This is a genomic window from Ruegeria sp. YTSA219 (assembly GCF_059609985.1).
In genome coordinates this window covers 202,070-223,403 of the sequence record NZ_JBXWMT010000004.1, presented here as the reverse complement: position 1 = coordinate 223,403, position 21,334 = coordinate 202,070, and the positions used below count along the sequence as shown (strand labels likewise).

General features: G+C 56.1%; 18 protein-coding genes and 1 tRNA gene. 13 read left to right on the top strand and 6 right to left on the bottom strand.

Features of this window, described 5'->3' with window-relative positions; translation table 11 throughout:
* Positions 1-62 precede the first annotated feature (62 nt).
* The 5 genes from AC2FFB_RS08485 to arcC are packed head-to-tail and all read left to right on the top strand — an operon-like array spanning position 63 to position 6,009.
* Complete coding sequence (locus tag AC2FFB_RS08485) at positions 63-1,469, top strand: YfcC family protein (RefSeq protein ID WP_496713609.1); 1,407 nt, start codon at positions 63-65, stop codon at positions 1,467-1,469.
* Positions 1,470-1,478: 9 nt separating this feature from the next.
* Positions 1,479-2,816, top strand: coding sequence for an amino acid permease (locus AC2FFB_RS08480; RefSeq protein ID WP_496874784.1), 1,338 nt, complete (start codon positions 1,479-1,481; stop codon positions 2,814-2,816).
* The gene (locus AC2FFB_RS08475) at positions 2,813-4,042 is read left to right on the top strand and encodes an arginine deiminase (protein WP_142636397.1); all 1,230 of its coding nucleotides are present in this window, start codon (positions 2,813-2,815) and stop codon (positions 4,040-4,042) included. Before AC2FFB_RS08480 ends, AC2FFB_RS08475 begins: the two co-directional genes overlap by 4 nt.
* Positions 4,043-4,071: 29 nt before the next feature.
* Positions 4,072-5,073 (top strand): ornithine carbamoyltransferase, encoded by a 1,002-nt coding sequence (gene argF, locus AC2FFB_RS08470; RefSeq protein WP_142636395.1) that lies wholly within the window; start codon positions 4,072-4,074, stop codon positions 5,071-5,073.
* A gap of 3 nt (positions 5,074-5,076) precedes the next feature.
* Positions 5,077-6,009 (top strand): carbamate kinase, encoded by a 933-nt coding sequence (gene arcC / locus AC2FFB_RS08465; protein WP_496874783.1) that lies wholly within the window; start codon positions 5,077-5,079, stop codon positions 6,007-6,009.
* Here arcC and AC2FFB_RS08460 read toward each other — a convergent pair.
* Positions 6,006-6,284, bottom strand: coding sequence for a hypothetical protein (locus AC2FFB_RS08460; RefSeq protein WP_496708006.1), 279 nt, complete (start codon positions 6,282-6,284; stop codon positions 6,006-6,008). The genes arcC and AC2FFB_RS08460 overlap by 4 nt on opposite strands.
* On the opposite strand from AC2FFB_RS08460, the gene AC2FFB_RS08455 reads away from it, so the two are divergent.
* The 5 genes from AC2FFB_RS08455 to AC2FFB_RS08435 are packed head-to-tail and all read left to right on the top strand — an operon-like array spanning position 6,277 to position 10,032.
* Positions 6,277-6,795: a DUF4178 domain-containing protein gene (locus AC2FFB_RS08455; RefSeq protein WP_496874782.1), complete on the top strand. Its 519-nt coding sequence runs from the start codon at positions 6,277-6,279 to the stop codon at positions 6,793-6,795. The two genes, AC2FFB_RS08460 and AC2FFB_RS08455, sit on opposite strands and share 8 nt — an antisense overlap.
* A complete protein-coding gene (locus AC2FFB_RS08450; RefSeq protein WP_496874781.1) occupies positions 6,792-8,093 on the top strand; it encodes a DUF4178 domain-containing protein in 1,302 nt (433 codons plus the stop codon). The genes AC2FFB_RS08455 and AC2FFB_RS08450 overlap by 4 nt, the downstream gene beginning before the upstream one ends.
* Position 8,094: 1 nt before the next feature.
* Positions 8,095-8,259 (top strand): hypothetical protein, encoded by a 165-nt coding sequence (locus AC2FFB_RS08445; RefSeq protein WP_496689284.1) that lies wholly within the window; start codon positions 8,095-8,097, stop codon positions 8,257-8,259.
* Between the two features lie 10 nt (positions 8,260-8,269).
* Complete coding sequence (locus tag AC2FFB_RS08440) at positions 8,270-8,494, top strand: DUF350 domain-containing protein (RefSeq protein WP_142636390.1); 225 nt, start codon at positions 8,270-8,272, stop codon at positions 8,492-8,494.
* Positions 8,491-10,032 carry a polyamine aminopropyltransferase gene (locus tag AC2FFB_RS08435; RefSeq protein ID WP_496689286.1) on the top strand — a complete coding sequence of 514 codons (1,542 nt, stop codon included), beginning with the start codon at positions 8,491-8,493 and terminating at the stop codon, positions 10,030-10,032. Before AC2FFB_RS08440 ends, AC2FFB_RS08435 begins: the two co-directional genes overlap by 4 nt.
* On the opposite strand, the gene speD is transcribed toward AC2FFB_RS08435, so the two are convergent.
* Positions 10,003-10,404 (bottom strand): adenosylmethionine decarboxylase, encoded by a 402-nt coding sequence (gene speD / locus AC2FFB_RS08430; protein WP_496874780.1) that lies wholly within the window; start codon positions 10,402-10,404, stop codon positions 10,003-10,005. The two genes, AC2FFB_RS08435 and speD, sit on opposite strands and share 30 nt — an antisense overlap.
* 335 nt (positions 10,405-10,739) lie before the next feature.
* On the opposite strand from speD, the gene AC2FFB_RS08425 reads away from it, so the two are divergent.
* Together AC2FFB_RS08425 and AC2FFB_RS08420 are read left to right on the top strand one after the other, a co-directional pair.
* Positions 10,740-11,903, top strand: coding sequence for an ATP-binding protein (locus AC2FFB_RS08425; RefSeq protein ID WP_496874779.1), 1,164 nt, complete (start codon positions 10,740-10,742; stop codon positions 11,901-11,903).
* A 410-nt stretch (positions 11,904-12,313) separates the two neighbouring features.
* Positions 12,314-14,335, top strand: a complete 2,022-nt coding sequence (locus tag AC2FFB_RS08420; RefSeq protein WP_496874778.1) for a DEAD/DEAH box helicase — start codon at positions 12,314-12,316, stop codon at positions 14,333-14,335.
* 382 nt (positions 14,336-14,717) lie between these two features.
* On the opposite strand, the gene AC2FFB_RS08415 is transcribed toward AC2FFB_RS08420, so the two are convergent.
* From AC2FFB_RS08415 to AC2FFB_RS08400, 4 genes are all read right to left on the bottom strand, one after another.
* Positions 14,718-16,319, bottom strand: coding sequence for a BCCT family transporter (locus AC2FFB_RS08415; RefSeq protein ID WP_496698393.1), 1,602 nt, complete (start codon positions 16,317-16,319; stop codon positions 14,718-14,720).
* Positions 16,320-16,348: 29 nt separating this feature from the next.
* Positions 16,349-17,428: an extracellular solute-binding protein gene (locus tag AC2FFB_RS08410; RefSeq protein ID WP_271948936.1), complete on the bottom strand. Its 1,080-nt coding sequence runs from the start codon at positions 17,426-17,428 to the stop codon at positions 16,349-16,351.
* Positions 17,429-18,403: 975 nt separating this feature from the next.
* Positions 18,404-18,480, bottom strand: a tRNA-Pro gene (locus AC2FFB_RS08405).
* Between the two features lie 115 nt (positions 18,481-18,595).
* Entirely contained in the window at positions 18,596-19,711 is a 1,116-nt protein-coding gene (locus AC2FFB_RS08400) for a THUMP domain-containing class I SAM-dependent RNA methyltransferase (protein WP_496874777.1), read from the bottom strand.
* 276 nt (positions 19,712-19,987) lie between these two features.
* On the opposite strand from AC2FFB_RS08400, the gene AC2FFB_RS08395 reads away from it, so the two are divergent.
* Positions 19,988-21,331 (top strand): Na(+)-translocating NADH-quinone reductase subunit A, encoded by a 1,344-nt coding sequence (locus tag AC2FFB_RS08395; protein ID WP_496874776.1) that lies wholly within the window; start codon positions 19,988-19,990, stop codon positions 21,329-21,331.
* Positions 21,332-21,334: the final 3 nt, after the last annotated feature.

Genomic DNA, 21,334 nt, shown 5'->3' with positions numbered 1-21,334 from the left:
GACTGTATGAAGAGACCGGAAGTTTCGAAACCCAATCTCAGCTCTTTTAGGAGTTTGATGACATGAAGCTCAAGTTTCCAACTGCATATACAATTCTGTTTGCGTTGATAGCACTGGTCGCCATTGCAACCTGGTTTGTTCCCGCTGGCCAATATGACCGCGTCGCTAACGAAGCCCTGGGACGCGATGTTCCGGTACCGGGCAGCTATCAGGTTGTCGAGCCCAATCCGCAGGGGTTCTATGATGTCGTACTGGCCCCTATCGGGGGGTTCTATGACCCTGTCAGTTATGAAGCGCGGGCGATTGATGTTGCACTTTTTGTGCTGGTGATTGGCGGTTTTTTGGGAGTTGTAACGCGAACCGGGGCGATTGACGCCGGGATTGCGCGCGCAATGGTGCGTCTGAAGGGGCGCGAGAAATGGATGATCCCCATCTTGATGGCCTTCTTTGCTGCGGGGGGCACAATCTATGGCATGGCCGAAGAGTCACTGGCTTTTTACGCGCTGATTATCCCAGTGATGATTGCCGCGCGCTATGACGCGGTAGTGGGTGTGGCCATCATCATGCTGGGGGCGGGGGTTGGCACGCTGGGATCGACGATTAACCCGTTTGCCACAGTCATCGCCTCGGATGCGGCGGGGGTGCCCTTCACCAATGGCATAATGCTGCGCTTTGCGCTGTTGCTGGCATGCTGGTTGGCCTGTGTGGTCTTTGTCATGCGATATGCAGCCAAGGTCAAAGCCGATCCGGATCTGTCCATCGTTGCCGACAAGCGCGAAAGCAATGAGGCGCATTTCCTCAAAGGTGGCCGCACGGGCGGTGAAGCTCCGACCTTTACGAGTATGCATGGGCTGATCCTTTTGATCTTTGCGGCCAGCTTTGGCGTGATGATCTGGGGTGTCGCGGCAGGAGGCTGGTGGATGGCCGAGATGTCCGGCCTGTTCATTGTGTCCTCGATAATCGTGGGATTGATCGCACGGATCGGGGAAGAGGAATTCACCTCGACCTTCGTTGACGGTGCCCGGGATTTGCTGGGGGTTGCGCTGGTGATCGGGATCGCGCGCGGGATCGTAGTGGTCATGGACGCAGGAAACATCACCGATACCATTTTGTATTGGGCAGAAGGTGCCGTGGATGGTTTGGGCAAAGTGGCCTTTATCAATGCGATGTTCGCCTTGCAGGGGCTGTTGTCCTTCCTCGTCCCGTCATCCTCGGGCCTGGCGGTTCTGACCATGCCGATCATGGCGCCGCTAGCAGACTTTTCCGGCGTAGAACGGTCTTTGGTCGTGACGGCCTATCAGTCAGCCAGCGGTTTGGTGAACCTGATTAACCCCACCTTTGCGGTGGTCATGGGCGGGCTTGCCCTGGGGCGTGTGCCCTATGAACGCTGGCTCAGGTTCATGTGGCCGCTTTTACTGATCCTGATCATCATCATCATGGCCGGGCTCAGCCTTTCCGCGTTGGCATGAGGTCGCATTATGCCCACCGACACCCGATCTAAACCCAAAGGAACCCTTGGGTTCTGGATGTGCACCGCGCTGGTGGTGGGCAATATGATCGGGTCCGGTATTTTCCTGCTGCCCTCTTCTCTGGCCGTGTTCGGGCCAATCTCGATGGCGGGATGGGTTCTGACCGCAGGTGGCGCGATTGTGCTGGCCCTGATCTTTGGACGGCTGGCGCGATTGTCTTCCAATACCGGCGGGCCATACGCTTATGCGCGCGAGGGCTTTGGTGATTTTGCCGGTTTCCTGATTGCTTGGGGCTATTGGATCGCGCTGTGGTCTGGGAATGCCGCCGTTGCCGTCGCCTTTGCTGGCTATCTCAGCTTTATGGTACCCGCCATCGGGGAAACTGCGCTCGCGGGATTGGCGGTCTCACTTGGTGCGATTTGGCTGCTCACCTGGGTCAATCTGCGCGGCGTTCGGCAGGCCGGGATTGTGCAAGTGGTGACCACGGTGATGAAGCTGTCCCCGCTGCTGGTGCTGATCCTGCTGGGCCTGGCTCATGTCCAACCTGAAAACTTCCGGCCGGTTAACCTCAGCGGTATGTCGAACATATCGGCGATCTCGGCCTGCGCGGCGTTGACGCTTTGGGCATTTGTGGGGCTCGAATCCGCAACGGTTCCGGCGGGCGATGTCAGGAACCCTACCAAAACGATCCCTCTTGCGACGATTGTCGGAACCTGTGTTGCCGCATTGGTCTATATCGCCACGACCTATGTGGCGCTTGGGGTAGTACCATCCGGCACGCTGGCCGGAAGCAACGCACCGCTGGCGGATGTTGCGCATGTGATGTGGGGGTTTGGCGGTGCGGTATTCATCGCGGTCGGGGCCTGCGTTTCGACCTTCGGCACGCTCAACGGATTTGTGCTGCTGACCGGGCAAGTGCCACTGGGCGCGGCGCGTGACGGGTTGTTCCCGGCCGGTTTTGCCCGGGTGTCACGGACCGGTACGCCTGCATTTGGCCTGATCTCCTCAAGCCTGCTAGCCAGCGCTTTGATCGCTATGAACTATACCCGATCCCTGGCTGAACAGTTTGAATTCATCATTCTGTTGGCCACCCTATCCACGCTGGTTCCCTACCTGCTGTGCGCAGGTGCCGAGATAATGATCCGCGCAAAACGCAAAGAACGCACCCGCCTGCCACCGCAGGCCTTTGTGCTGGCGGGTCTCGGTTTTGTCTATTCATTCTGGGCGATTTTCGGCGCTGGAAAAGACGTCGTTTTCTGGGGCGTCCTGTTGCTGTTGGCTGGGTTGCCCATCCATGTCTGGCTGCGTTGGCAGTCCGGCGCGATTACATCAAAGGAGATATCATGACTGGATTTGGCGCACATTCCGAGATTGGGAAACTTCGAAAGGTGATGGTCTGCGAACCGGGTCTGGCCCATTCCCGCCTGACCCCCGGCAATGCGGCAGAGTTGCTTTATGACGATGTCCTTTGGGTGCACAAAGCCCGCTCTGACCATGCCGATTTCCGCATGAAGATGGAGGATCGCGGGGTTCAGGTTTTAGAATTCCAGACGCTGCTTGCAGAAACGCTGAAGGACAAGGGAGCCCGTAATTGGGTTCTGGACCGCCGCATTACCGAAAATCAGGTGGGCGTCGGTATGCTGAATGAGCTGCGCGGCTGGTTGGATGAGATGGCGGCCAAGGATCTGGCCAGATATCTGATCGGCGGCATCGCGGTCGAAGATATGCCGTTCAAACCCTCAGGTATGTTCGGCAGCTATCTGGGGCCATTGGGCTTTGTGATTCCACCGATTCCAAATACGCAGTTCACTCGTGACAACAGTTGCTGGATCTATGGCGGCGTTACGGTCAACCCGATGTACTGGCCGGCGCGGCGCCCCGAAACCCTGTTGGTGACCGCGATCTACAAGTTCCACCCCGAGTTCCGCGACGCAGATTTCGAGATCTGGTGGGGTGACCCAGACAAGGATCACGGCGCGGCCACGGTCGAAGGCGGTGATGTCATGCCCTGGGGCAATGGCAGTGTGTTGATCGGCATGGGCGAACGTACCAGTCCGCAGGCGGTTGGTCAGGTTGCCCGCGCTCTGTTTGCCAAAGGCGCGGCGGAGAGGGTTGTTGCCTGTCAGATGCCCCGCAGCCGCGCGGCTATGCATCTGGATACAGTGTTCAGCCATTGCGACCGCGAGACCGCGACTGCCTATGTTGATGTCTGTAACGACATCCAGTGCATCAGCCTGCGCCCCGGAAACAAAGAGGACACGATCGACTTCCGGCGCGATGACAAACATCTGTTCGATGTGGCCGCCGAATGTCTGGGGATCAAATCTCTGAACATCGTGCAGACCGGCGGAGACGCATTCAATCAGGAACGCGAGCAGTGGGACGACGGCAACAACGTGGTGGCGTTAGAGCCCGGCGTGGTCGTCGCTTATGACCGCAACACCTATACCAACACGCTGCTGCGCAAGGCGGGGGTCGAGGTGATCACGATCTCGGGCTCGGAACTGGGGCGTGGACGAGGCGGCGGGCATTGCATGACCTGCCCGATCTGGCGTGACCCCGTGGATTATTGAACCCGATTACTGAAAAAGGAGATTGACCAATGGCATTTAACATCAAGGGCCGCAGCTTCCTGAAACTGCTCGATTTCGACCAGCGCGAGCTGCGTTATTTGCTGGACCTGTCGCGCGATCTGAAACGCGCAAAATATGCGGGGTCTGAAATCCAGCATCTGAAGGGTAAGAACATCTGCCTGATCTTCGAAAAATCCTCGACCCGGACCATGTGCGCTTTTGAAGTGGCCGCGATGGATCAGGGGGCTGGCGTCACCTATCTCGGCCCCTCGGGATCACAGATCGGGCATAAGGAAAGCATGAAGGACACTGCCCGCGTGCTGGGTCGCATGTTCGACGGCATCGAATATCGCGGCTTTGGGCAGGAACTGGCGGAAACTCTGGCCGCCAATGCGGGCGTGCCGGTCTATAACGGGCTGACCGATGAGTTCCACCCGACCCAGATGCTGGCCGATCTGCTGACCATGCAGGAATATGGAGAAAAGCCCCTGCATGACATCAAATACGCCTATGTGGGCGACGGGCGGTCCAATATGGGCCATTCGCTGATGATCGCGGGCTGCATGATGGGGATGGACGTCCGCATCGCCGCCCCACGTGATCTGTGGCCGTCCGACGAATTCCGCGGTCCGGCGGAAGAAGCCGCCGCGCGTTACGGCGCGACGCTGACCATCACCGATGATCCTGCGGCCGCCGTGGATGGCGTGGATTTCATCCACACCGATGTCTGGGTCTCGATGGGCGAAGCACCAGAGGTCTGGGACAGCCGGATCAAGCAGCTGACCCCCTATCAGGTCAACAGCGCGTTAATGGCAGCGGCAAACAATCCAAACGTCAAATTCATGCATTGCCTGCCCGCCTTCCACAATACCGAGACAAAAGTGGGCGAAGACATCCACGAGAAATTCGGCATCACCGAAATGGAGGTCACCGAAGAGGTATTCGAAAGCCCCGCCGGTATTCAGTTTGAACAGGCCGAAAACCGAATGCACACAATCAAGGCCGTTCTGGTCGCCACTCTGGGGGCCTGAGTCATGCGCATCGTCGTCGCCCTAGGGGGCAATGCGCTGCTGCGGCGCGGTCAGGCCCTGACCGCCGAGAACCAGCGTGAAAACACGGCCATCGCCGCTCAGGCGCTGGCCACCATTGCCGAGGGGAACGAGTTGATTGTGACCCACGGGAATGGCCCTCAGGTGGGATTACTGGCCCTACAGGGCAACGCCTATAAACCGAATGAGGCCTATCCGCTGGACGTGCTTGGGGCGGAAACCGAGGGCATGATCGGCTATATGATCGAGCAAGAGCTGGGCAACCGTCTGCCGCCCGAGACGCCTCTGGCCACGCTGCTGACCATGATTGAGGTCGATGCCAAGGATCCCGCCTTTGACGACCCCACAAAATTCATCGGTCCGGTATATGACAAACCCGAGGCTGAACGATTGGCCACCGACAAGGGCTGGCAAATTCGTGCGGATGGTGACAAATGGCGACGGGTTGTTGCCTCTCCGCTGCCGAAACGGATTTTTCAAATCAGGCCGATTAAATGGCTGCTGGAACGGCAAACCGTGGTGATCTGTGCCGGTGGCGGTGGCATTCCCACGGCCTATACTTCTCCGGGTTATCTGGAGGGGATAGAAGCGGTGATCGACAAGGATCTGGCCTCGGAGCTGCTGGCCCGAGAGGTCGGGGCCGATTTGTTCATTTCGGCAACGGATGCTGATTGTGCCTATCTGGACTGGGGTACCGATACTCAGCGTGGCATAAAAGCCGCCTCACCAAAGGCCATGGCCAAGTTCAATTTCGCTGCCGGTTCGATGGGCCCAAAGGTCGAGGCCGCCGCCCAGTTTGCGCGGCTTACCGGCAAATCCGCAGCCATCGGCGCACTGGCCGATCTGGCGGATATCGTTGCGGGCAGGAAGGGCACAACCATAAGCAAAGACGCAGCTGAAATCCTATTTCACGACTAACTCAGATGATTGCTGGGGCTGACGGCACTTCTAACAGAACCGCCAGCATGTTCAGTTCCACCTAAGTGGTTCTGTTTGAATTCTGGCAACAAGGGCGAGGCGGCACCGGACGTGTATTCTCCAGAACCAATAACGGCTTGAACTTTCATTTTCTTTGCGCGACTTGAAAGCATGAAGACTTTGAACTGTCCAAACTGCGGTGCGCAAACCCCGATTGCGCTGAAAGGGATAAAGGTTGCCACCTGTGCGTCCTGCGGTACGACGTTGATGATCAATGATGTCCAGGTTCAATCGGCGGGCCAGCAGGGTGAGATGCACGATGCACCGCTTTTGTTCGGGATAGGCGATCAAGTGCAACTGGGTCGAACGTCGACATTGATTCTTGGTCATGCGCGCTATTCCTACGGGCGGGGGTTCTGGGATGAGTTCTGCGGTGTCGATGGTGATGGCCGCACCTGCTGGATATCGCTCGATGAGGGAGATGTCGTTCGGCAGAAACGCTTGACCGAAAAGGACACGCCGAAATTCATGCCTCCGTTCAAGCTGGGCGAAACGCTGGATTTCGACGCGGCCACATTCACGGTTACCGAAGTTGAACATGCCAAATGTATCGCCCTGCGTGGACAGTTCGATGAGGTGCTAAAGGTCGGGGAAAGCCATGAGTTCGTGAACGCATCCGCCGGGGATGAGGCACTGTTGTCCGGCGAATTCTGGCCGGGTCATGCGATCTGGTTCTACGGTCGGTGGTACGACGCATTTGACGTGAAGGTTCAGCGGCAGCCATGACCCGAGATCCAAGTCTTCTTTCGATCAACTGCACCTGCTGCGGCGCCGGTCTGGATGTGCTGGGCGGGGGCAGGGTGATCGTGCAGATCTGTTCCTATTGCGGGGCCGAACTGGATGCACAGAACAACTACCGGACTCTACGCCAGTTCAAGGATCAGAAACGCCCGGAAACCCCGCTTTCGATTGGGATGAGTGGGTCGTTGTATGGTGCTGAGTTCACCATAATCGGTCTGATCGAGCATGCCGAACGCTGGGGCGGACGGGTCTATCAATGGATAGACCATCAGCTCTATTCGCCAACTCACGGCTATGCCTGGCTAACGCTTGAGGCGGGGCATCTGGTGTTTTCCAGACGCTATCGCGGATCGGCCTGGATGTCGGAGCGGTGGGTTGAGACAGCGGAATCTCCTCCCTCTGTGACGACCGAGGATGGGCGCTTTGTGTATTACGAGACCACCACAAGCGCGGTCACCTATGTCGAGGGCGAATTCACCTGGACGCCTTCACTGGGCGAAAAGACAAAGACGATTTCAGCGATGTCTGATACGGCGATGCTGGGGTTTTCAACCACTGGGTCCGAGCGTGAGACCTATCGCTTGTTCTATGTTTCGAAACAGCAGGCCGAAGCAGCTTTTGGGGTTTCATTGAACCTGAACCCACATCGGGTGCATCCGCTGCAACCTTTCATCGAGGGCCCAAACTATAGATTTTTGCTGGTCGTATCATTCGTGTTTACGATCCTCTGTCTTGTGATGGCGGTCTCCTTCTCTCAACGATCAGGTGAGAGGGCGATAGAGCGTCAGGCGCTAAAACGTGGCGACTTCCCCGCCGAGATCACAATCCCGCTTGAAGCCAATAGCCAACTGACGAACGTTACCTTTTCGGGCAATGTTGAAAACAGTTGGATCTATCTGGACATCGAGATGCTTGATCCGGACGGAGAGCCGGTGTTCCAGGCGGGTCGAACAATCGAATATTACACCGGTCGCGACTCGGACGGCACATGGCGTGAAGGCAGCAAATTTGCGAGCCTGACGTTTCGGCCAGATTGCACGGGTGATTACACATTGGCACTGGACGTGCCAGAGCAGGGGCTTTGGAACGGACAGGGCGCAGATCATGTGCCCGGGCAGCCGTTCAGCCAGTTGCAAGTCAGTGTCAAAACCGGACTGTCCAGTGGTCTCTGGGCATTTGCGCTGGCCGGGGTTTTTGGAGCGCTGTTCCTGTTCCAGTTCGGGCGCAAATGGATTCATCAACGCGCCCGGTGGTCGGGAACTGATTGGGTAGATGAGGATTAGAGTGACAGCTTTCAGGATCATTTTCATCGTCATTTCGACCCTGGCCGTGGCTGCCACAGGTTATGTCTCGTGGCATGGGTATTGGGCCGAAAGCCGTGACTTGGACACTTCGGTTCGGGTCGGCAGCGGTGGCGGCGGGTACTATCGGTCAAATCGGATAAAATAGTGAGGAATCAATGGACTATATAGCAGCAATTCAGATTGCAGAGATCATCAGCACAATCTTTTACACCCTTCTGGGCGTGACGCTGATGTGGGTCGTGTGGAAGGTGATCGACTGGATGACGCCCTTCTCGGTCGTGCACGAGATTGAAAAAGATCAGAATATCGCGTTGGCGATCCTGATCGGGCTGCTATTTGTGGCGGTGTCCATCATCATCGCGGCCGTCATCCTGTCATGACCCAGCCCCGCGCGGTTGAGGCGCGTGCCGCGTGGTTGTTGCTGGCCACCTTTCTGGTGGCTGTCGCCGGTCTGATCTATGAGCTGATTGCAGCCACTCTTTCGAGTTATCTGCTGGGGGACTCCGTCCGCCAGTTCTCGTTGGTGATTGGTATCTTTCTGTCAGCAATGGGGGTCGGGGCCTGGCTATCGCGCTTTGTCTCGGATGCGTTTTCCGGATTTGTCTGGGCGCAGATCCTACTGGGCATTGTCGGCGGGTTTTTGGCGCCGGTGCTGTTTCTGAACTACGCGTGGATGGGGCAGGTGGCCTTGCCGCTTTACGGCGCCTTGATTGCCATTGGTATCCTGTCGGGGATGGAAATCCCTTTAATCGCCCGCGTTCTGGAACAGATTGGGGCGCTGAAATTCCGTTTCGAAAACGTGCTGAGCGTCGACTACATCGGTGCGCTGGTCGCCTCGCTGGCCTTTCCACTGCTGGTAATCCCATATCTGGGGTTGATGTCTGCCAGCCTGGCCTTCGGAGGGCTGAACCTCGCCGTCGCAGGCCTGTCCCTGCTGGTATTTCGGGAATGGGCCACGCGAGTCCAGGTTGCGGTTTGGGCGGTGGCCTTTGTGGCAACACTGGGCGCGTTGTGGCAGTCCGAGCGGCTGGTCTCGGTCACCGAGGCTGAGCTGTTCGAGGATGATGTCATCCTGTCCGAGGCCACGCCGTATCAGCAGATCACCGTCACCCGGTACCGCGACCGGGTGCGCCTGTTTCTGGATCATTCGATCCAGTTCGATTCCCTTGACGAACACCGCTATCACGAGCCACTGGTGCATCCGGCCATGGCCCTTGCGCCGCGCGCGCGTGACATTCTGATCCTGGGGGGTGGAGACGGCATGGCCGCGCGCGAGGTGCTGCGCTATCCCGAGGTGCAATCCGTGACGCTGGTGGATCTTGATCCGCGTGTGACGCAGTTGTTTCGCGACCATCCAGATCTGTCCAAGCTGAACGACAATGCTCTCAGCGACCCGCGCGTGACGGTTGTCAACGAAGACGCCTGGAGGTTTCTGGAGCGGGAAACCCAGATTTACGACGTGGTGATCATTGATCTGCCAGACCCCAAATCCATCGCCTTGTCCCGGTTATACACCAAGCAATTCTACGGCTTGCTGGCCGAACGGCTAAGCGGGCAGGGGGTCTTTGTCACCCAGGCCGGATCACCGTTCTTTGCTCGGCAGGCCTTTTGGTCGGTGGCCGAAACGATCGAGAGCAGCCGCAATCCGCAAAGGCCCGGGCGGGGACTGCAGGCGGTTCCCTATCACAGCTACGTGCCGAGCTTCGGCGAATGGGGGTTTGTTCTGGCTACATTTGAACCATTGACCGACCGTAGAATCGAACTGCCGGATGGGTTGAGCTATCTCGACGATGATGTTTGGCGCGCGGCACAGATTTTTGGCGGTGATACCGACCGGGTCGATGCCGAACCTAATACACTGCAATCGCACGCATTGATGGGATATTACTTAGACGGTTGGGACTACTGGTTCCGGTAAACCGCGGTTGACGCGCGTAATTTCAACTCGGGCAGGGCGCAGGTGCTTCTCAAGATATGCGACCGCTTTGTCCGGTTGCGTTGTGCCACACATGAAGATGTCGATGGCGGCATAATCATTTTCCGGCCAAGTGTGGATCGAGATATGGGATTCTGCCAGCAACAACACTCCGGTCACACCGCCATGCCCGCCAAATTTGTGGAACTTGCCCGACAGTATCGTTGCGCCAGCCTCCCGCGCCGCGCGGGTCAGTGCCTCTTCGATGCGCATAACGTCGGTTAGGTATTGGCTGCCGTAATGATCGACCAGAATATGCATTCCCGAGCCAGCCAGCGTGCCTGTGTCAGCGTTTTTGATTGCCGGTATGGTCATGATCCTGGTCCTTTCTGCGATTTGATTTTTCGCAGATTCTTAGGGGTTTGTGCGCGGCAAGTACCTAGTTGGCTTCGCCCTTCAGGGCAATGGAAATGAAATTGAGGGACGCAAAGAGGACTCTTCGAATTTAATAGTTAAGAAAGAAGAGCGTACTCAGGTTAAATTTTCTCTTGATCAAATGGGACGCAGCTTTCCACGATTATGCTCGACCTAAGGTCCAGACTTGCGTGTCATGATTTTGGGGTGAAGGGCCGAGACGATAGGGTTTCACTGGACAGTAATTTGGAATTTTATCCTTGTAAATCTTCCACCAAATGGAATAAATGCAAGGTATGATCAAGCGCGGTGATAGAAAGTCAGTTGAAGACTCTCTCGAGAACCAGGCGGGCGTAGTCCTGCTTGGGCCGCGGCAAGTTGGGAAGACAACTCTCGCGCAGGATATCGCTGAAAGCCGTGACGCTGTCTATCTTGATATGGAGAGATCTGCTGATCGCCAGGTGCTCGAAGAGCCAGACCTCTATCTCGACGAGCAGGTTGGGCGCCTGGTGGTGATCGATGAAGTTCAGCTTATGCCGGGCCTGTTTAAGGCATTACGCGGTCAGATTGACCGACGACGAAGACAAGGGTATCGGACTGGGCAATTCCTGCTGCTGGGGTCGGCCTCGAACACGCTTCTGCACCAAAGCGCAGAATCCTTGGCTGGCCGGGTCAGCTATCACGAACTGACGCCTTTCATCTTGTCGGAAACCGGAGTGGACTCGATCTCTGCGCTGTGGTTGCGGGGTGGGTTTCCAGATAGCTTCCTTGCCAAGAACGACAAAACCAGCCTGGCATGGCGCGAGGATTTCATTCGCACCTATCTGGAACGCGATGTTCCGGCTTTTGGGTTGCGCATCCCGGCGGAAACATTGCGCCGGTTCTGGACAATGCTTGCCCATGAGCAAGGCGGGTTACTCAATGCGGCGAAACTTGCGGGAAACCTGGGTGTCTCTGGCCAGAGCGTTGCGCGCTATCTTGATTTGCTGGTCGACCTGATGCTGGTGCGCCGTTTGCAGCCATGGCATTCCAATGCCGGAAAGCGTTTGGTCAAGTCTCCCAAGGTCTATATTCGCGATTCCGGGTTGGCCCATGCACTTCTTGGGATCGAAACGCAAGAAGACCTACTGGGGCATCCGGTTGTCGGCGGCAGTTGGGAAGGGTTCTGCATCGAAAGCCTGATCACCGCGGCACCGCGCGGAACAGAAGCAAACTTCTATCGCTCTTCAGCAGGGGCTGAGGTAGATTTGTTATTGAAACTTCCCCGCGGCGGCCTCTGGGCCATAGAGATCAAGCGGACGACATCAGCGAAGGTTACGCGTGGGTTTCACATCGCGACAGAAGAATTGGACGTCTCAGAGCGCATCCTTGTCTATGCCAACGACAAGGAAGTGCCGGGGCAGGGAGGTGTGCGGGCTATGCCTCTCATGAGCGCAATGAAACGGCTGGCGTCAGCATAGACGCAAGAGGGACCGCGCCATTGGCTCAACGTCATGCCCTAAATTCGAAGAAAACGTGGTCGTAGAAGCTATCGAATCCGACTGCTTGTAGTAGATTTCCCGAAGGAGTAGTCACGTTGACCGCCAGCCCGACAGGGACAGCCGGTTTACAGACGGTTGAAAGCTCTACAGAAAAACGCCTGTTTTGATTATTCCAAGCCTGCGCTTCTGCCGCGTCTCAACAAATTGAACCGAATGCAGCGAGGGTCTCAAGCCGCTACTGAAAGGGAGCAGTACGGACAGGATACGGGATTTTCAGCGCATCTGCCCCGGTTCGTGGCTATACAATAGACAAGACACTCGTTAAGGGGCTGTCTTTACCCATGGATGATGCATTGATTGCAATACCGCACAATCCCATCTCCTGACCGATGAAAAGAACCACCGCTGTGAAACAAACCATTGCAAATGCGCTGGCTCGCAAGGGCTATGACACCTTAACCCAAGTTCAGCAGGCTGTAACCCGGCCCGAACTGGAAGGGAAGGATATGCTGGTTTCGGCCCAAACCGGATCGGGTAAAACCATCGGATTCGGTCTGGCGATTGCACCGCGACTTTTGGGTGACGCTGAGACTTTCGAAACCTCGGGCGCACCGCTGGCACTTGTTGTAGCACCAACAAGGGAACTGGCGCTGCAGGTAAAGCGTGAACTGAGCTGGTTGTTCGCCGATGCGGGCGCGTTTCTGGCGTCCTGCGTCGGAGGCATGGATATTCGGGATGAACGTCGCGCGTTGGCGCGTGGCGCGCATATTGTTGTTGCCACTCCGGGACGGCTGCGGGATCATATCATGCGGGGCTCGATCGACCTGACGGCCATTCGCGCCGTGGTTCTTGATGAGGCCGACGAGATGTTGGATCTCGGGTTCCGAGAGGATCTGGAATTCATTCTGGATGAAACACCATCAGACCGTCAGACTTTGCTGTTTTCTGCCACTGTCCCACGTGCGATTGCCAATCTGGCGACACGGTATCAGCGCGATGCAGAACGTGTGAGCACCGTCAGCGAAAAGACGCAGCACGCCGATATCGATTATCGTGCTATGATGGTCGGCCCGCGCGACGGCGAGAATGCAATTATCAATGTGTTGCGCTATTATGAGGCGCCGAACGCCATCGTGTTCTGCAATACCCGCGCGATGGTGTCACGTCTGACCGCGCGCCTGTCAAACCGGGGCTTTTCGGTCGTCGCCCTATCCGGAGAATTGACCCAGAGCGAACGCTCGAACGCCTTGCAGGCCATGCGCGATGGGCGTGCCAGGGTCTGTGTGGCAACGGATGTTGCCGCCCGCGGTATTGATTTGCCTAACCTTGATTTGGTGGTCCATGCGGAACTGCCAAACAGCCATGAAACACTGCTGCACCGCTCGGGTCGAACAGGCCGGGCCGGACGCAAGGGCGTTAGCGCACTAGTGGTTGCACCCGCGTCGCGGAAAAAGGCGGAACGTATTCTGAAATTCGCCAAGCTGACCGCCGATTGGGGGACAGCCCCGTCAGCCGAAGAGGTGACCGAACGCGATCAGGTGAGGATGTTCGCATCGGATGACTGGCAAGCAGAGATCACGGAAAGTGAACGCGCAGCAGTTCAGAAAATGGTAGAAAGCTTTACCCCTGAGCAGATTGCAGCAGCTTACCTGCGGCAGTACAAGCTGCGTCATTCCGCGCCAGAAGAGTTGTCGACGGTCGATCAGCAAAGCCAGAAACCGCGCGCGGCCTTTGGCCCCAGCGTCTGGTTTTCGCTGTCCGAGGGGCGCAATCAAAATGCGTCGCCGCGTTATATGCTGCCGATGATCTGCAAGTCAGGCAATCTGACGAAGGATGACATTGGGGCCATCCGGATTGCCGATGATGTGACCTATTTCGAGATCCGTGAGCCCAGCGTCGAAGGGTTTCTGACAGCCGTTGGGCCCGAGATGAAGATCGAAAAGGTCAAGAATCTCGTGCGTCTGGACACGGCACCGGACTTTGCTGCAACTGGCCGGACCAAGCCCATCGGAAAGCAAAAAGGCAAACCGATTACGAGCAAACGAGATACGACTCCGACCGAACGGAGCGGCACTGCAACCTATGGACGTCGCAAGCCTGAACCCGAGGGCCGGGCACCTTCCAGCCCTGCAGAACGTTCCACAAGGGCCGTCAAATCAGCCAAAGTAGAACGCCAGCGTGCTTCGAAAGACGAGGCAGATGCCTTGTTCAAACCGGTTGGTGCAAAGCCAAAGGCACGTAAGGGCGGTAAATCTGAAGCCAAAGGCGGCGATATCAAATCTGCCCGAACAGCATCAAAGGGTCCGCCTCCACCCAAAGGTAAGTCAAGCAGCAAGAAGAACCGAGCGCGAGTCGCAGCGGCCAAATCTACAAAAGGTGGCGATTCTGTCCCGAAACGGCGGAAGACTTAGCCTGCATTCCATTCCGAACCTGGTTTTTTGGCTTTGGGCATTACCTTTAAGGGACAATGGAAGGCATGGGTGAAAGAAACCGCTCCATCACGACCAGGATCGGACTATCCCCCACAATGTACCTTTGGTTCACGGGTCGAGATTGTGTGAGAGGCTCACCATGGAGAGCCGACAAGCCTATCCAGTTGCTGTACCACGCGGGTAGCAGAGATGCTGGTGGAAACCATTAGGCAGAGGTTCTTTCGTATTCGTTTGATCCCAGAAAGTTTAGCAAACTTCACATCAGAACGAGGAAAGTTTCGCGGACAGATCGAAACCCATGTCTGTAATTGTCGAGAGGCAGATGTAACTGCCTCTCGACAAATTGAACCACAATGGCTGCCTATCTGTTGAGGAACTCCATTTCGTACTTATCCTCAACATCTGGCACTGGGTGCTCAGCGTGAAGCGACGAGACAATACCATAGATCATGAACAACAAGATCACAGCGATTGGTAGCCCTGCGACGATGGACGCTGTCTGTAGCGCGCTCAACCCACCGGCCAGCATTAGGACACCGGCAACAACGCCTGCGGTAATACCCCAAAATACACGGAACTTGATTGGCGGATGCTCGTCACCCATCGACAGCATTGTGCACATCACGAGTGTCCCCGAGTCAGAAGACGTGACAAACCACGAAATCAGCAGAACCGTAATCAACACTGTGATCGGGTACACCAACCATGTGTAGCCAAATCCTTTGACCGTTTGGAATACGCCAGCGGCGTAGTCATTGTTGACCGCCTCGACGACACCTGCGTCGTAGAACAGATCAACCCCGGCTGCTGCGCCACCAAAGACACCCATCCAGAGCATCACGACTGAGGTTGGAATAAGAAGAACGCAATAGCAGAATTGCTTGATCGTCCGCCCCTTTGATACCCGCGCAATGAACAGTCCAACAAACGGGCACCATGCGATCCACCAGCCCCAGTAAAAGATCGTCCACCAGCTCTGCCATTGGTTTTCGGGCTCACCGTTGATCCAGAAACCCATGGGTATCACCGTCCAGAGGTAATCTCCAAATCCGGATATGGTTATACCCAACAGGAATGCCGTGGGTCCCAGAATGATGAACAGGAGCAGCAGGCCAACACTTGCCATAACGTTGGCTTCAGACAAGATACGCACGCCTTTGCCAACACCCGATGCAGCAGAAGCCGTGCCAAGACAGGTGATGATTGCGACGAGGATCAACTGATTTGTCTGGGTGTTTGCCATCCAGCCAAGATCCTCAAGACCGGCGGCGATTGGTGTGACGCCCAACCCCAATGAGGTTGCGAGGCCAAAGATTGTACCAAATACGCCAATCAGATCGACAAGATGACCCCAGGGACCATAGATCCGTTCCTTCAGCACAGGATAAAGAGCGGTGCGCAAAGTCAGAGGAAGCCCATGGCGGTACGAGAAATATGCAAGGCAGAGGCCAACCAGCACATAAAGAGCCCAACCGTGGAAACCCCAGTGGAAATTCGTGATCGTTACTGCAGAAACCGCGGCGTCAACCGAACCTGGTTCAATTCCCGCCCGTTCAAGGAATGGGCTGCCTTGGATATGGAACATCGGCTCTGCAACGCCCCAATAGATCAGACCAGATCCCAAGCCCGCACTAAACAGCATGCAAATCCATGAAAACGTTGAAAAATCAGGCTCGTCATCATCCTTGCCCAGCTTCACGTGTCCGAACCGGCTGATCATAAGCCATATTACAAAAAACAGCGCCGCGTTAACGACCAGTACATAGAACCAGTCCAGGCTACCGATGATGAAGTTTTTACCTGTCGCAAAGATCGCACTTGAAGCTTCAACATCACGGATCGTGAAGAACACAAACCCCAATATCATCACCATCGAAGCGATACCCATCGTCGGATTCATACCTTTGAACAAGCCGCTCTTTGCTACAAGATTGTCAGGTTTCTGTGTTGATTGATCACTCATTTTGCACCTCTTAGACCTGTTGTTTCGGCTTACCGTGTTGAACCCGCAGCGCCCTGACGGGCGGAGGTTGCGAGCCAGGACTGGAACGCCTCTTCCAGGCGCCCGTGGTTGGTGGCCCACCACTCGGCGTCCGACAGAATGTAAAGATTGTCTTCATACGCCGGACCGTTCGGGATGCGCTCCAAAACGTCGTCTGACAGGAGTGTCATCGAAGATTTTCGGGTTGGACCATTTGGGAGGTACCCGACCATATCGGCCAGCGAATTTGAGCTGCTAGCAAAGCGAATAAAATCAATGGCCTCTTCTTTATTCTGGCTTCCTTTTGGAATGCCGAACAGATCCAGCTCAATCACACGGCCGTCCATGTTGACCGTAAAATCGGAACCATCTTCCTGGGCGGCCGTTGCACCGGTAGTGGCCCAAATCGATGACATAGCAATGTCGCCAGAGTTCAGCAGACGTACGGGTTCGCGCCCGGTTTCCCAGATTTGCAGGCCGGTTTTTATGTCGTCCATCTTTTTCAGCGCGCGCTCAACACCTTCTTCGGTTTCTAGCGTTGGATACACATCATCGCGGGCTACGCCGTCGGCCATAAGGGCCCATTCCATGATCACTGTCGGATCATTTCGGATGGCACGTGGCCCAGGATAGGTTTCTGTGTCGAAGAAATCCGAAATGGTTGATGGAGGCGTTTCTGCGAATTGAGAATTGTTATACGCATATGCGGTGCCCCATACGATGACTCCTACGCCACAATCATTTAGGGCACCTTCGACAAAATCCTCTCGAAATGGTGTGCCATCGACGCCATCAGGCAGTTCTATGTCAGATATGTTCTCCAGCAAGCCCTCTTCGCAGGCGCGAAGTGAATCTGCTTGCGTAAGGTCGACCACATCCCAAATCACATTTGCGCTTTCGACCTGATCGCGGATTTCCGAGATGCCACCATTGTAATGTGCAACATGCACATCAGCGTTTTTGGCTTGCTCATAAGGGCGCACAAACCCAAGCATCTGACTTCGCATGTAAGGGCCGGTCCAGGATGTGAAGGTGATGGACGGCCCGGGCTCTGGGATTGTGGTTTCGCTCTCAGAGTTACTTTGCGCCATCGCATTACTCAAAGAGAGAGTAGAAAACAGCGCAGCTATCATTATCCGACAGCCCCTGACCGCCTTTAGCCTATAGTACATCATCAAATTCCTCCCTAGTCGCTTCTAATTTTGTATAAGCGCTTTGTTTGGGTCGTTCTCCTGGTCAATTCCCAGCACATTCAGCAAGAATACATCAAATTCACCCTGATGATCAGCAATAATCAAAAATTGCGAAAGCTAAATACGACTATTACGCCAGACAGAGCGACAGATTTGGCAGAGCCACCAAGAAACAAGGCTTGCGGTTACAGGTTGTTTTCCAGAAGCCAGCGATACAGAGAAACCGGTTCCTGTTCATCGACCACAGTTAATTACGGACCTGATCTTGGGGCCTATCTCACCTTCGGCGAAAGAGCCTCAGGGGCGTGCGCGGGCGCTGGAATGACGACGCCCAGGACATGGTGTGCCACTTCGCACACGCGACGGATATCAACATCGCGGAGCTTTGAAGTCTTGATCAACATTCTCATGACAGCTGCATGATCGCCGCCGCCCACGGGCGTAGGCAAATATATCCTGCGCGCTTTGTGATTTGTATGTCGTTCGCTGTGTAACCGTTCAGGATGTCGATAGGGGCCAGTAACTCTGTGACTTGCTGGTTGAAGTCGCAAACCACCAAGCACCGGCCGAGCAATTTGATACAATTTATCTTGCCCTCGACGCGCCTCCAGCGATGCTCGTTGTCTCAATTTTACCTGATGGCGCGACAGAGGTTTCTAGAGGCGCGCAGGGCCTCATTCCTTGCGCCGAGCCGTTTCAACGCTTCATTGTAGGCCAACCAGTTCGTCATTTTGACTTCGTGGGAGTAAAGCAGTTCATACCACACAGCTATCACCTTGGATTCATGCAGTGAATCCTCGAACCAAATTGTGCGGAAAAGTAGGTTTATTGGTCAAACAGCAAAAAATCTTTGCAGTTGAAACCTTGCTTTATTGGTCGGAGTGAGAGGATTCGAACCTCCGACCCCTGCCTCCCGAAGACAGTGCTCTACCAGGCTGAGCTACACTCCGACCGTGGCGGGTGATTTATACCTGAGGGTTTGGATGTGCAAGAGGGATTCTGGGTCTGGTTTGTGATTAGTAACAGGCTTTGGGCAGGCTCAAAATCCCTGTGATTAGCCCCATGTCAGATCAGGTGATCAGTGCGATAAAGTCGGATTTTTGTGCCGCCGTGATCCACTACCGGCCCTGCCGGAAGCAAAGGAAGGCGCGTGGCATGGGCCAGGGATGGGGTGCTTGTTACGATGCCAACGCGCCAGCCTTTGAAGCGTGACATCAGAACCTTGCCGAAACTCCCATACAAGGATCGCAGCCGTTTTTCATCGCCTATCCGGGCGCCATAAGGGGGGTTTACGATCACCAACCCTTCAGCACCTTGCGGGGGCTTCAGATCGCTGATGGAGTGGCAATGAAATGTTGTATTGGTCGAAACACCGGCTTGTTCCGCGTTGGCTTTTGCGGCCTCGACTGCGCCTGCATTCCTGTCGGAGCCGAAGAACTGAACCTCGGGGGCAGGGGGTTCTGACCCGGCGCGCATGTCGGACCAGATGTCGGGATCAAAACTCCTTAGGCTTTCGAATGCAAAATTACGCGTGCGACCGGGAAGCAGGCCCAATGAGATCTCGGCAGCCTCGATGACGAAAGTGCCCGACCCGCACATGGGATCCAGCACCGGTTCGGTCCCGTGATAGCCACATTCGCGCAGGAACATGGCCGCCATTGTCTCGCGCATGGGGGCCTTGGCGACGGAAGTCTTGTGACCTCGCTTGTGCAGGGGCTCTCCGGAGGTGTCGATCGAGAATGTGCAGATGTCTTTCTCAATCCGCAAAAGCACGCGCAGGGCTGCATCTGTCGAGATTGGAGTCCCCAGTGTCTCGGCCAGCGCTCGTTCGATCCTTTGGCGCGCGGCACCCGCATGATAAATGCGCGATTTGCGGCTTGTCGCCTCGACTTTTACCGGCACTTCCGGGCGCAGGAAATCTGACCACGGAAATTTTCTGGCGCGTTTGTCCAGTTGTGCCAGATGGACAGCGGGAAAGCTGCCAATCCGAACCAGAACTTTATTTGCGCCCCGAAGGCAAAGGTTGGCACGCCATACTTCGGGCCACCCGCCCCGACAAACCACGCCACCGGCAATGACCTTAGCATCGGCGAATCCCTGTTCGGTGGCCTCGGCATGCAGCGGCGCCTCTAGTCCGGGCGTTGCTACCAGAAAAATTTCCAGATCGTTCGTTTGTTCCATCAAGGGTGCTTACACCGGACATGATCGGGGCGCGACAGGCAATTTCAGCGAAAGTGATACAAGAAAGTGAATACCGTGAGGGAATTTTGACGGTTACAGGTTTGCTTTTGGTATCATCCCCGCGTAAAGGGGCCACAATCAGAGGGACGGCCGCGGATTTCAGTCGCAATTCGACGCTTTTGCGACGACTGTTTGGAATTCTCGCGTTATTGTCTGACACTAGATAGGTGTTGGCTCAGCCGGCACAGGTAAAGAGGCTTGGAAGACCGTAGCGACATGCAAACTTTCAAACTGAAAAAAGGGTTGGAGCTGCCGGTGCAAGGCGCACCGGAACAAACCATCCATCCGGGTCCAGAATTCAAGACTGTTGGGGTTTTGGGGGGCGATTACCTTGGCTTGAAACCGCGAATGCTGGTTCAGGAGGGGGATGACGTTCAACGTGGCACTCCGCTATTCTGTCACAAGGACGCACCCGAGGCGATGATGGTCGCCCCGCTAAGTGGTAAGATCGTTGCCATCAACCGTGGTGCGCGCCGGGTTTTGCAGAGCGTTGTGATCGAGATTGCGGATGCCAACGACACGGGTATCGATTTCTCGGGTGTTGGTGATGCGGACAGCGCCGAGGGTGTTACCGCCAAGCTATGCGCCGCGGGGCTGTGGACCGCTTTCCGTACGCGTCCCTATTCCAAGATGCCAGTTCCGGGCACTAAGCCAGCAGCGATTTTCGTCACCGCCATGGATAGCGAGCCACTGGCCGGAGATGCAGAACTCATCATCAATGACGCGGGCAAAGCATTTGCGGATGGTCTGGTAGCCGTATCCAAGCTGACCGAGGGCAAAACCTATTTGTGCCAGCAGGACGGTGCTTCAGTTCCGGGTAGCGATCTGCCAGACGTGGAGGCGGCGGCATTCTCTGGTCCGCATCCTGCGGGTTTGGCCGGAACCCACATCCATTTCCTCGAACCGCTTGCGGGCGAAAAGCAGGTCTGGACCATCGGGTATCAAGATGTCATCGCCATTGGCCGCCTGATGCAGACGGGCCATCTGGACCCTAATCTGGTGATCGCCCTGACTGGCCCGGGTGCCCGTCAGCCGCGCCTGATCCGTACGGTGATGGGAGCGTCGACCGAAGACCTGACCAGGGATGAGATTGATGTGGAGGGCACGGCACGGATCATTTCGGGCTCGATCCTATCTGGTCAGCATGCGGATGGCCCAACGGCTTATCTGGGGCGTTTTGCAAGGCAGATGACCATCATCCGTGAGGACCACGACCAGATTCCGATGGGTTGGATCCGCCCGATGCCTTCGAAATTTGCGGTTCAGCCGGTGCTGGGTTCTGCTTTCGCCAAAAAGCTGTACGCGCTCAGCTCGAATCTGAATGGGGGGCGCCGCGCCATGGTGCCTACGGGTACGTTCGAAGAGCTGATGCCGCAGGACTATCTGCCGACGCAACTGCTGCGGGCACTACTGGTGATGGACACCGATACTGCGCAAGCTCTGGGCGCGCTAGAGCTGGACGAAGAGGATCTGGGCCTTGTCGGCTTTGCCTGTCCGGCAAAATATGAATACGGGCTGGCGTTGCGCGACTGCCTGAACAAGATTGAAAAGGAGGGCTGATCC

Bases quoted from the DNA above. Each gene is read 5' to 3' on its own strand.
- AC2FFB_RS08410 (WP_271948936.1), bottom strand. From the start codon at position 17,428: ATGGCGCAAAGTAACTCTGAGAGCGAAACCACAATCCCAGAGCCCGGG.
- AC2FFB_RS08440 (WP_142636390.1), top strand. From the start codon at position 8,270: ATGGACTATATAGCAGCAATTCAGATTGCAGAGATCATCAGCACAATC.
- AC2FFB_RS08435 (WP_496689286.1), top strand. From the start codon at position 8,491: ATGACCCAGCCCCGCGCGGTTGAGGCGCGTGCCGCGTGGTTGTTGCTG.
- AC2FFB_RS08455 (WP_496874782.1), top strand. From the start codon at position 6,277: ATGATCAATGATGTCCAGGTTCAATCGGCGGGCCAGCAGGGTGAGATG.
- speD (WP_496874780.1), bottom strand. From the start codon at position 10,404: ATGACCATACCGGCAATCAAAAACGCTGACACAGGCACGCTGGCTGGC.
- AC2FFB_RS08395 (WP_496874776.1), top strand. From the start codon at position 19,988: ATGCAAACTTTCAAACTGAAAAAAGGGTTGGAGCTGCCGGTGCAAGGC.
- arcC (WP_496874783.1), top strand. From the start codon at position 5,077: ATGCGCATCGTCGTCGCCCTAGGGGGCAATGCGCTGCTGCGGCGCGGT.
- AC2FFB_RS08475 (WP_142636397.1), top strand. From the start codon at position 2,813: ATGACTGGATTTGGCGCACATTCCGAGATTGGGAAACTTCGAAAGGTG.
- AC2FFB_RS08420 (WP_496874778.1), top strand. From the start codon at position 12,314: ATGAAAAGAACCACCGCTGTGAAACAAACCATTGCAAATGCGCTGGCT.
- AC2FFB_RS08485 (WP_496713609.1), top strand. From the start codon at position 63: ATGAAGCTCAAGTTTCCAACTGCATATACAATTCTGTTTGCGTTGATA.
- AC2FFB_RS08400 (WP_496874777.1), bottom strand. From the start codon at position 19,711: ATGGAACAAACGAACGATCTGGAAATTTTTCTGGTAGCAACGCCCGGA.
- argF (WP_142636395.1), top strand. From the start codon at position 4,072: ATGGCATTTAACATCAAGGGCCGCAGCTTCCTGAAACTGCTCGATTTC.
- AC2FFB_RS08480 (WP_496874784.1), top strand. From the start codon at position 1,479: ATGCCCACCGACACCCGATCTAAACCCAAAGGAACCCTTGGGTTCTGG.
- AC2FFB_RS08415 (WP_496698393.1), bottom strand. From the start codon at position 16,319: ATGAGTGATCAATCAACACAGAAACCTGACAATCTTGTAGCAAAGAGC.
- AC2FFB_RS08425 (WP_496874779.1), top strand. From the start codon at position 10,740: ATGATCAAGCGCGGTGATAGAAAGTCAGTTGAAGACTCTCTCGAGAAC.
- AC2FFB_RS08450 (WP_496874781.1), top strand. From the start codon at position 6,792: ATGACCCGAGATCCAAGTCTTCTTTCGATCAACTGCACCTGCTGCGGC.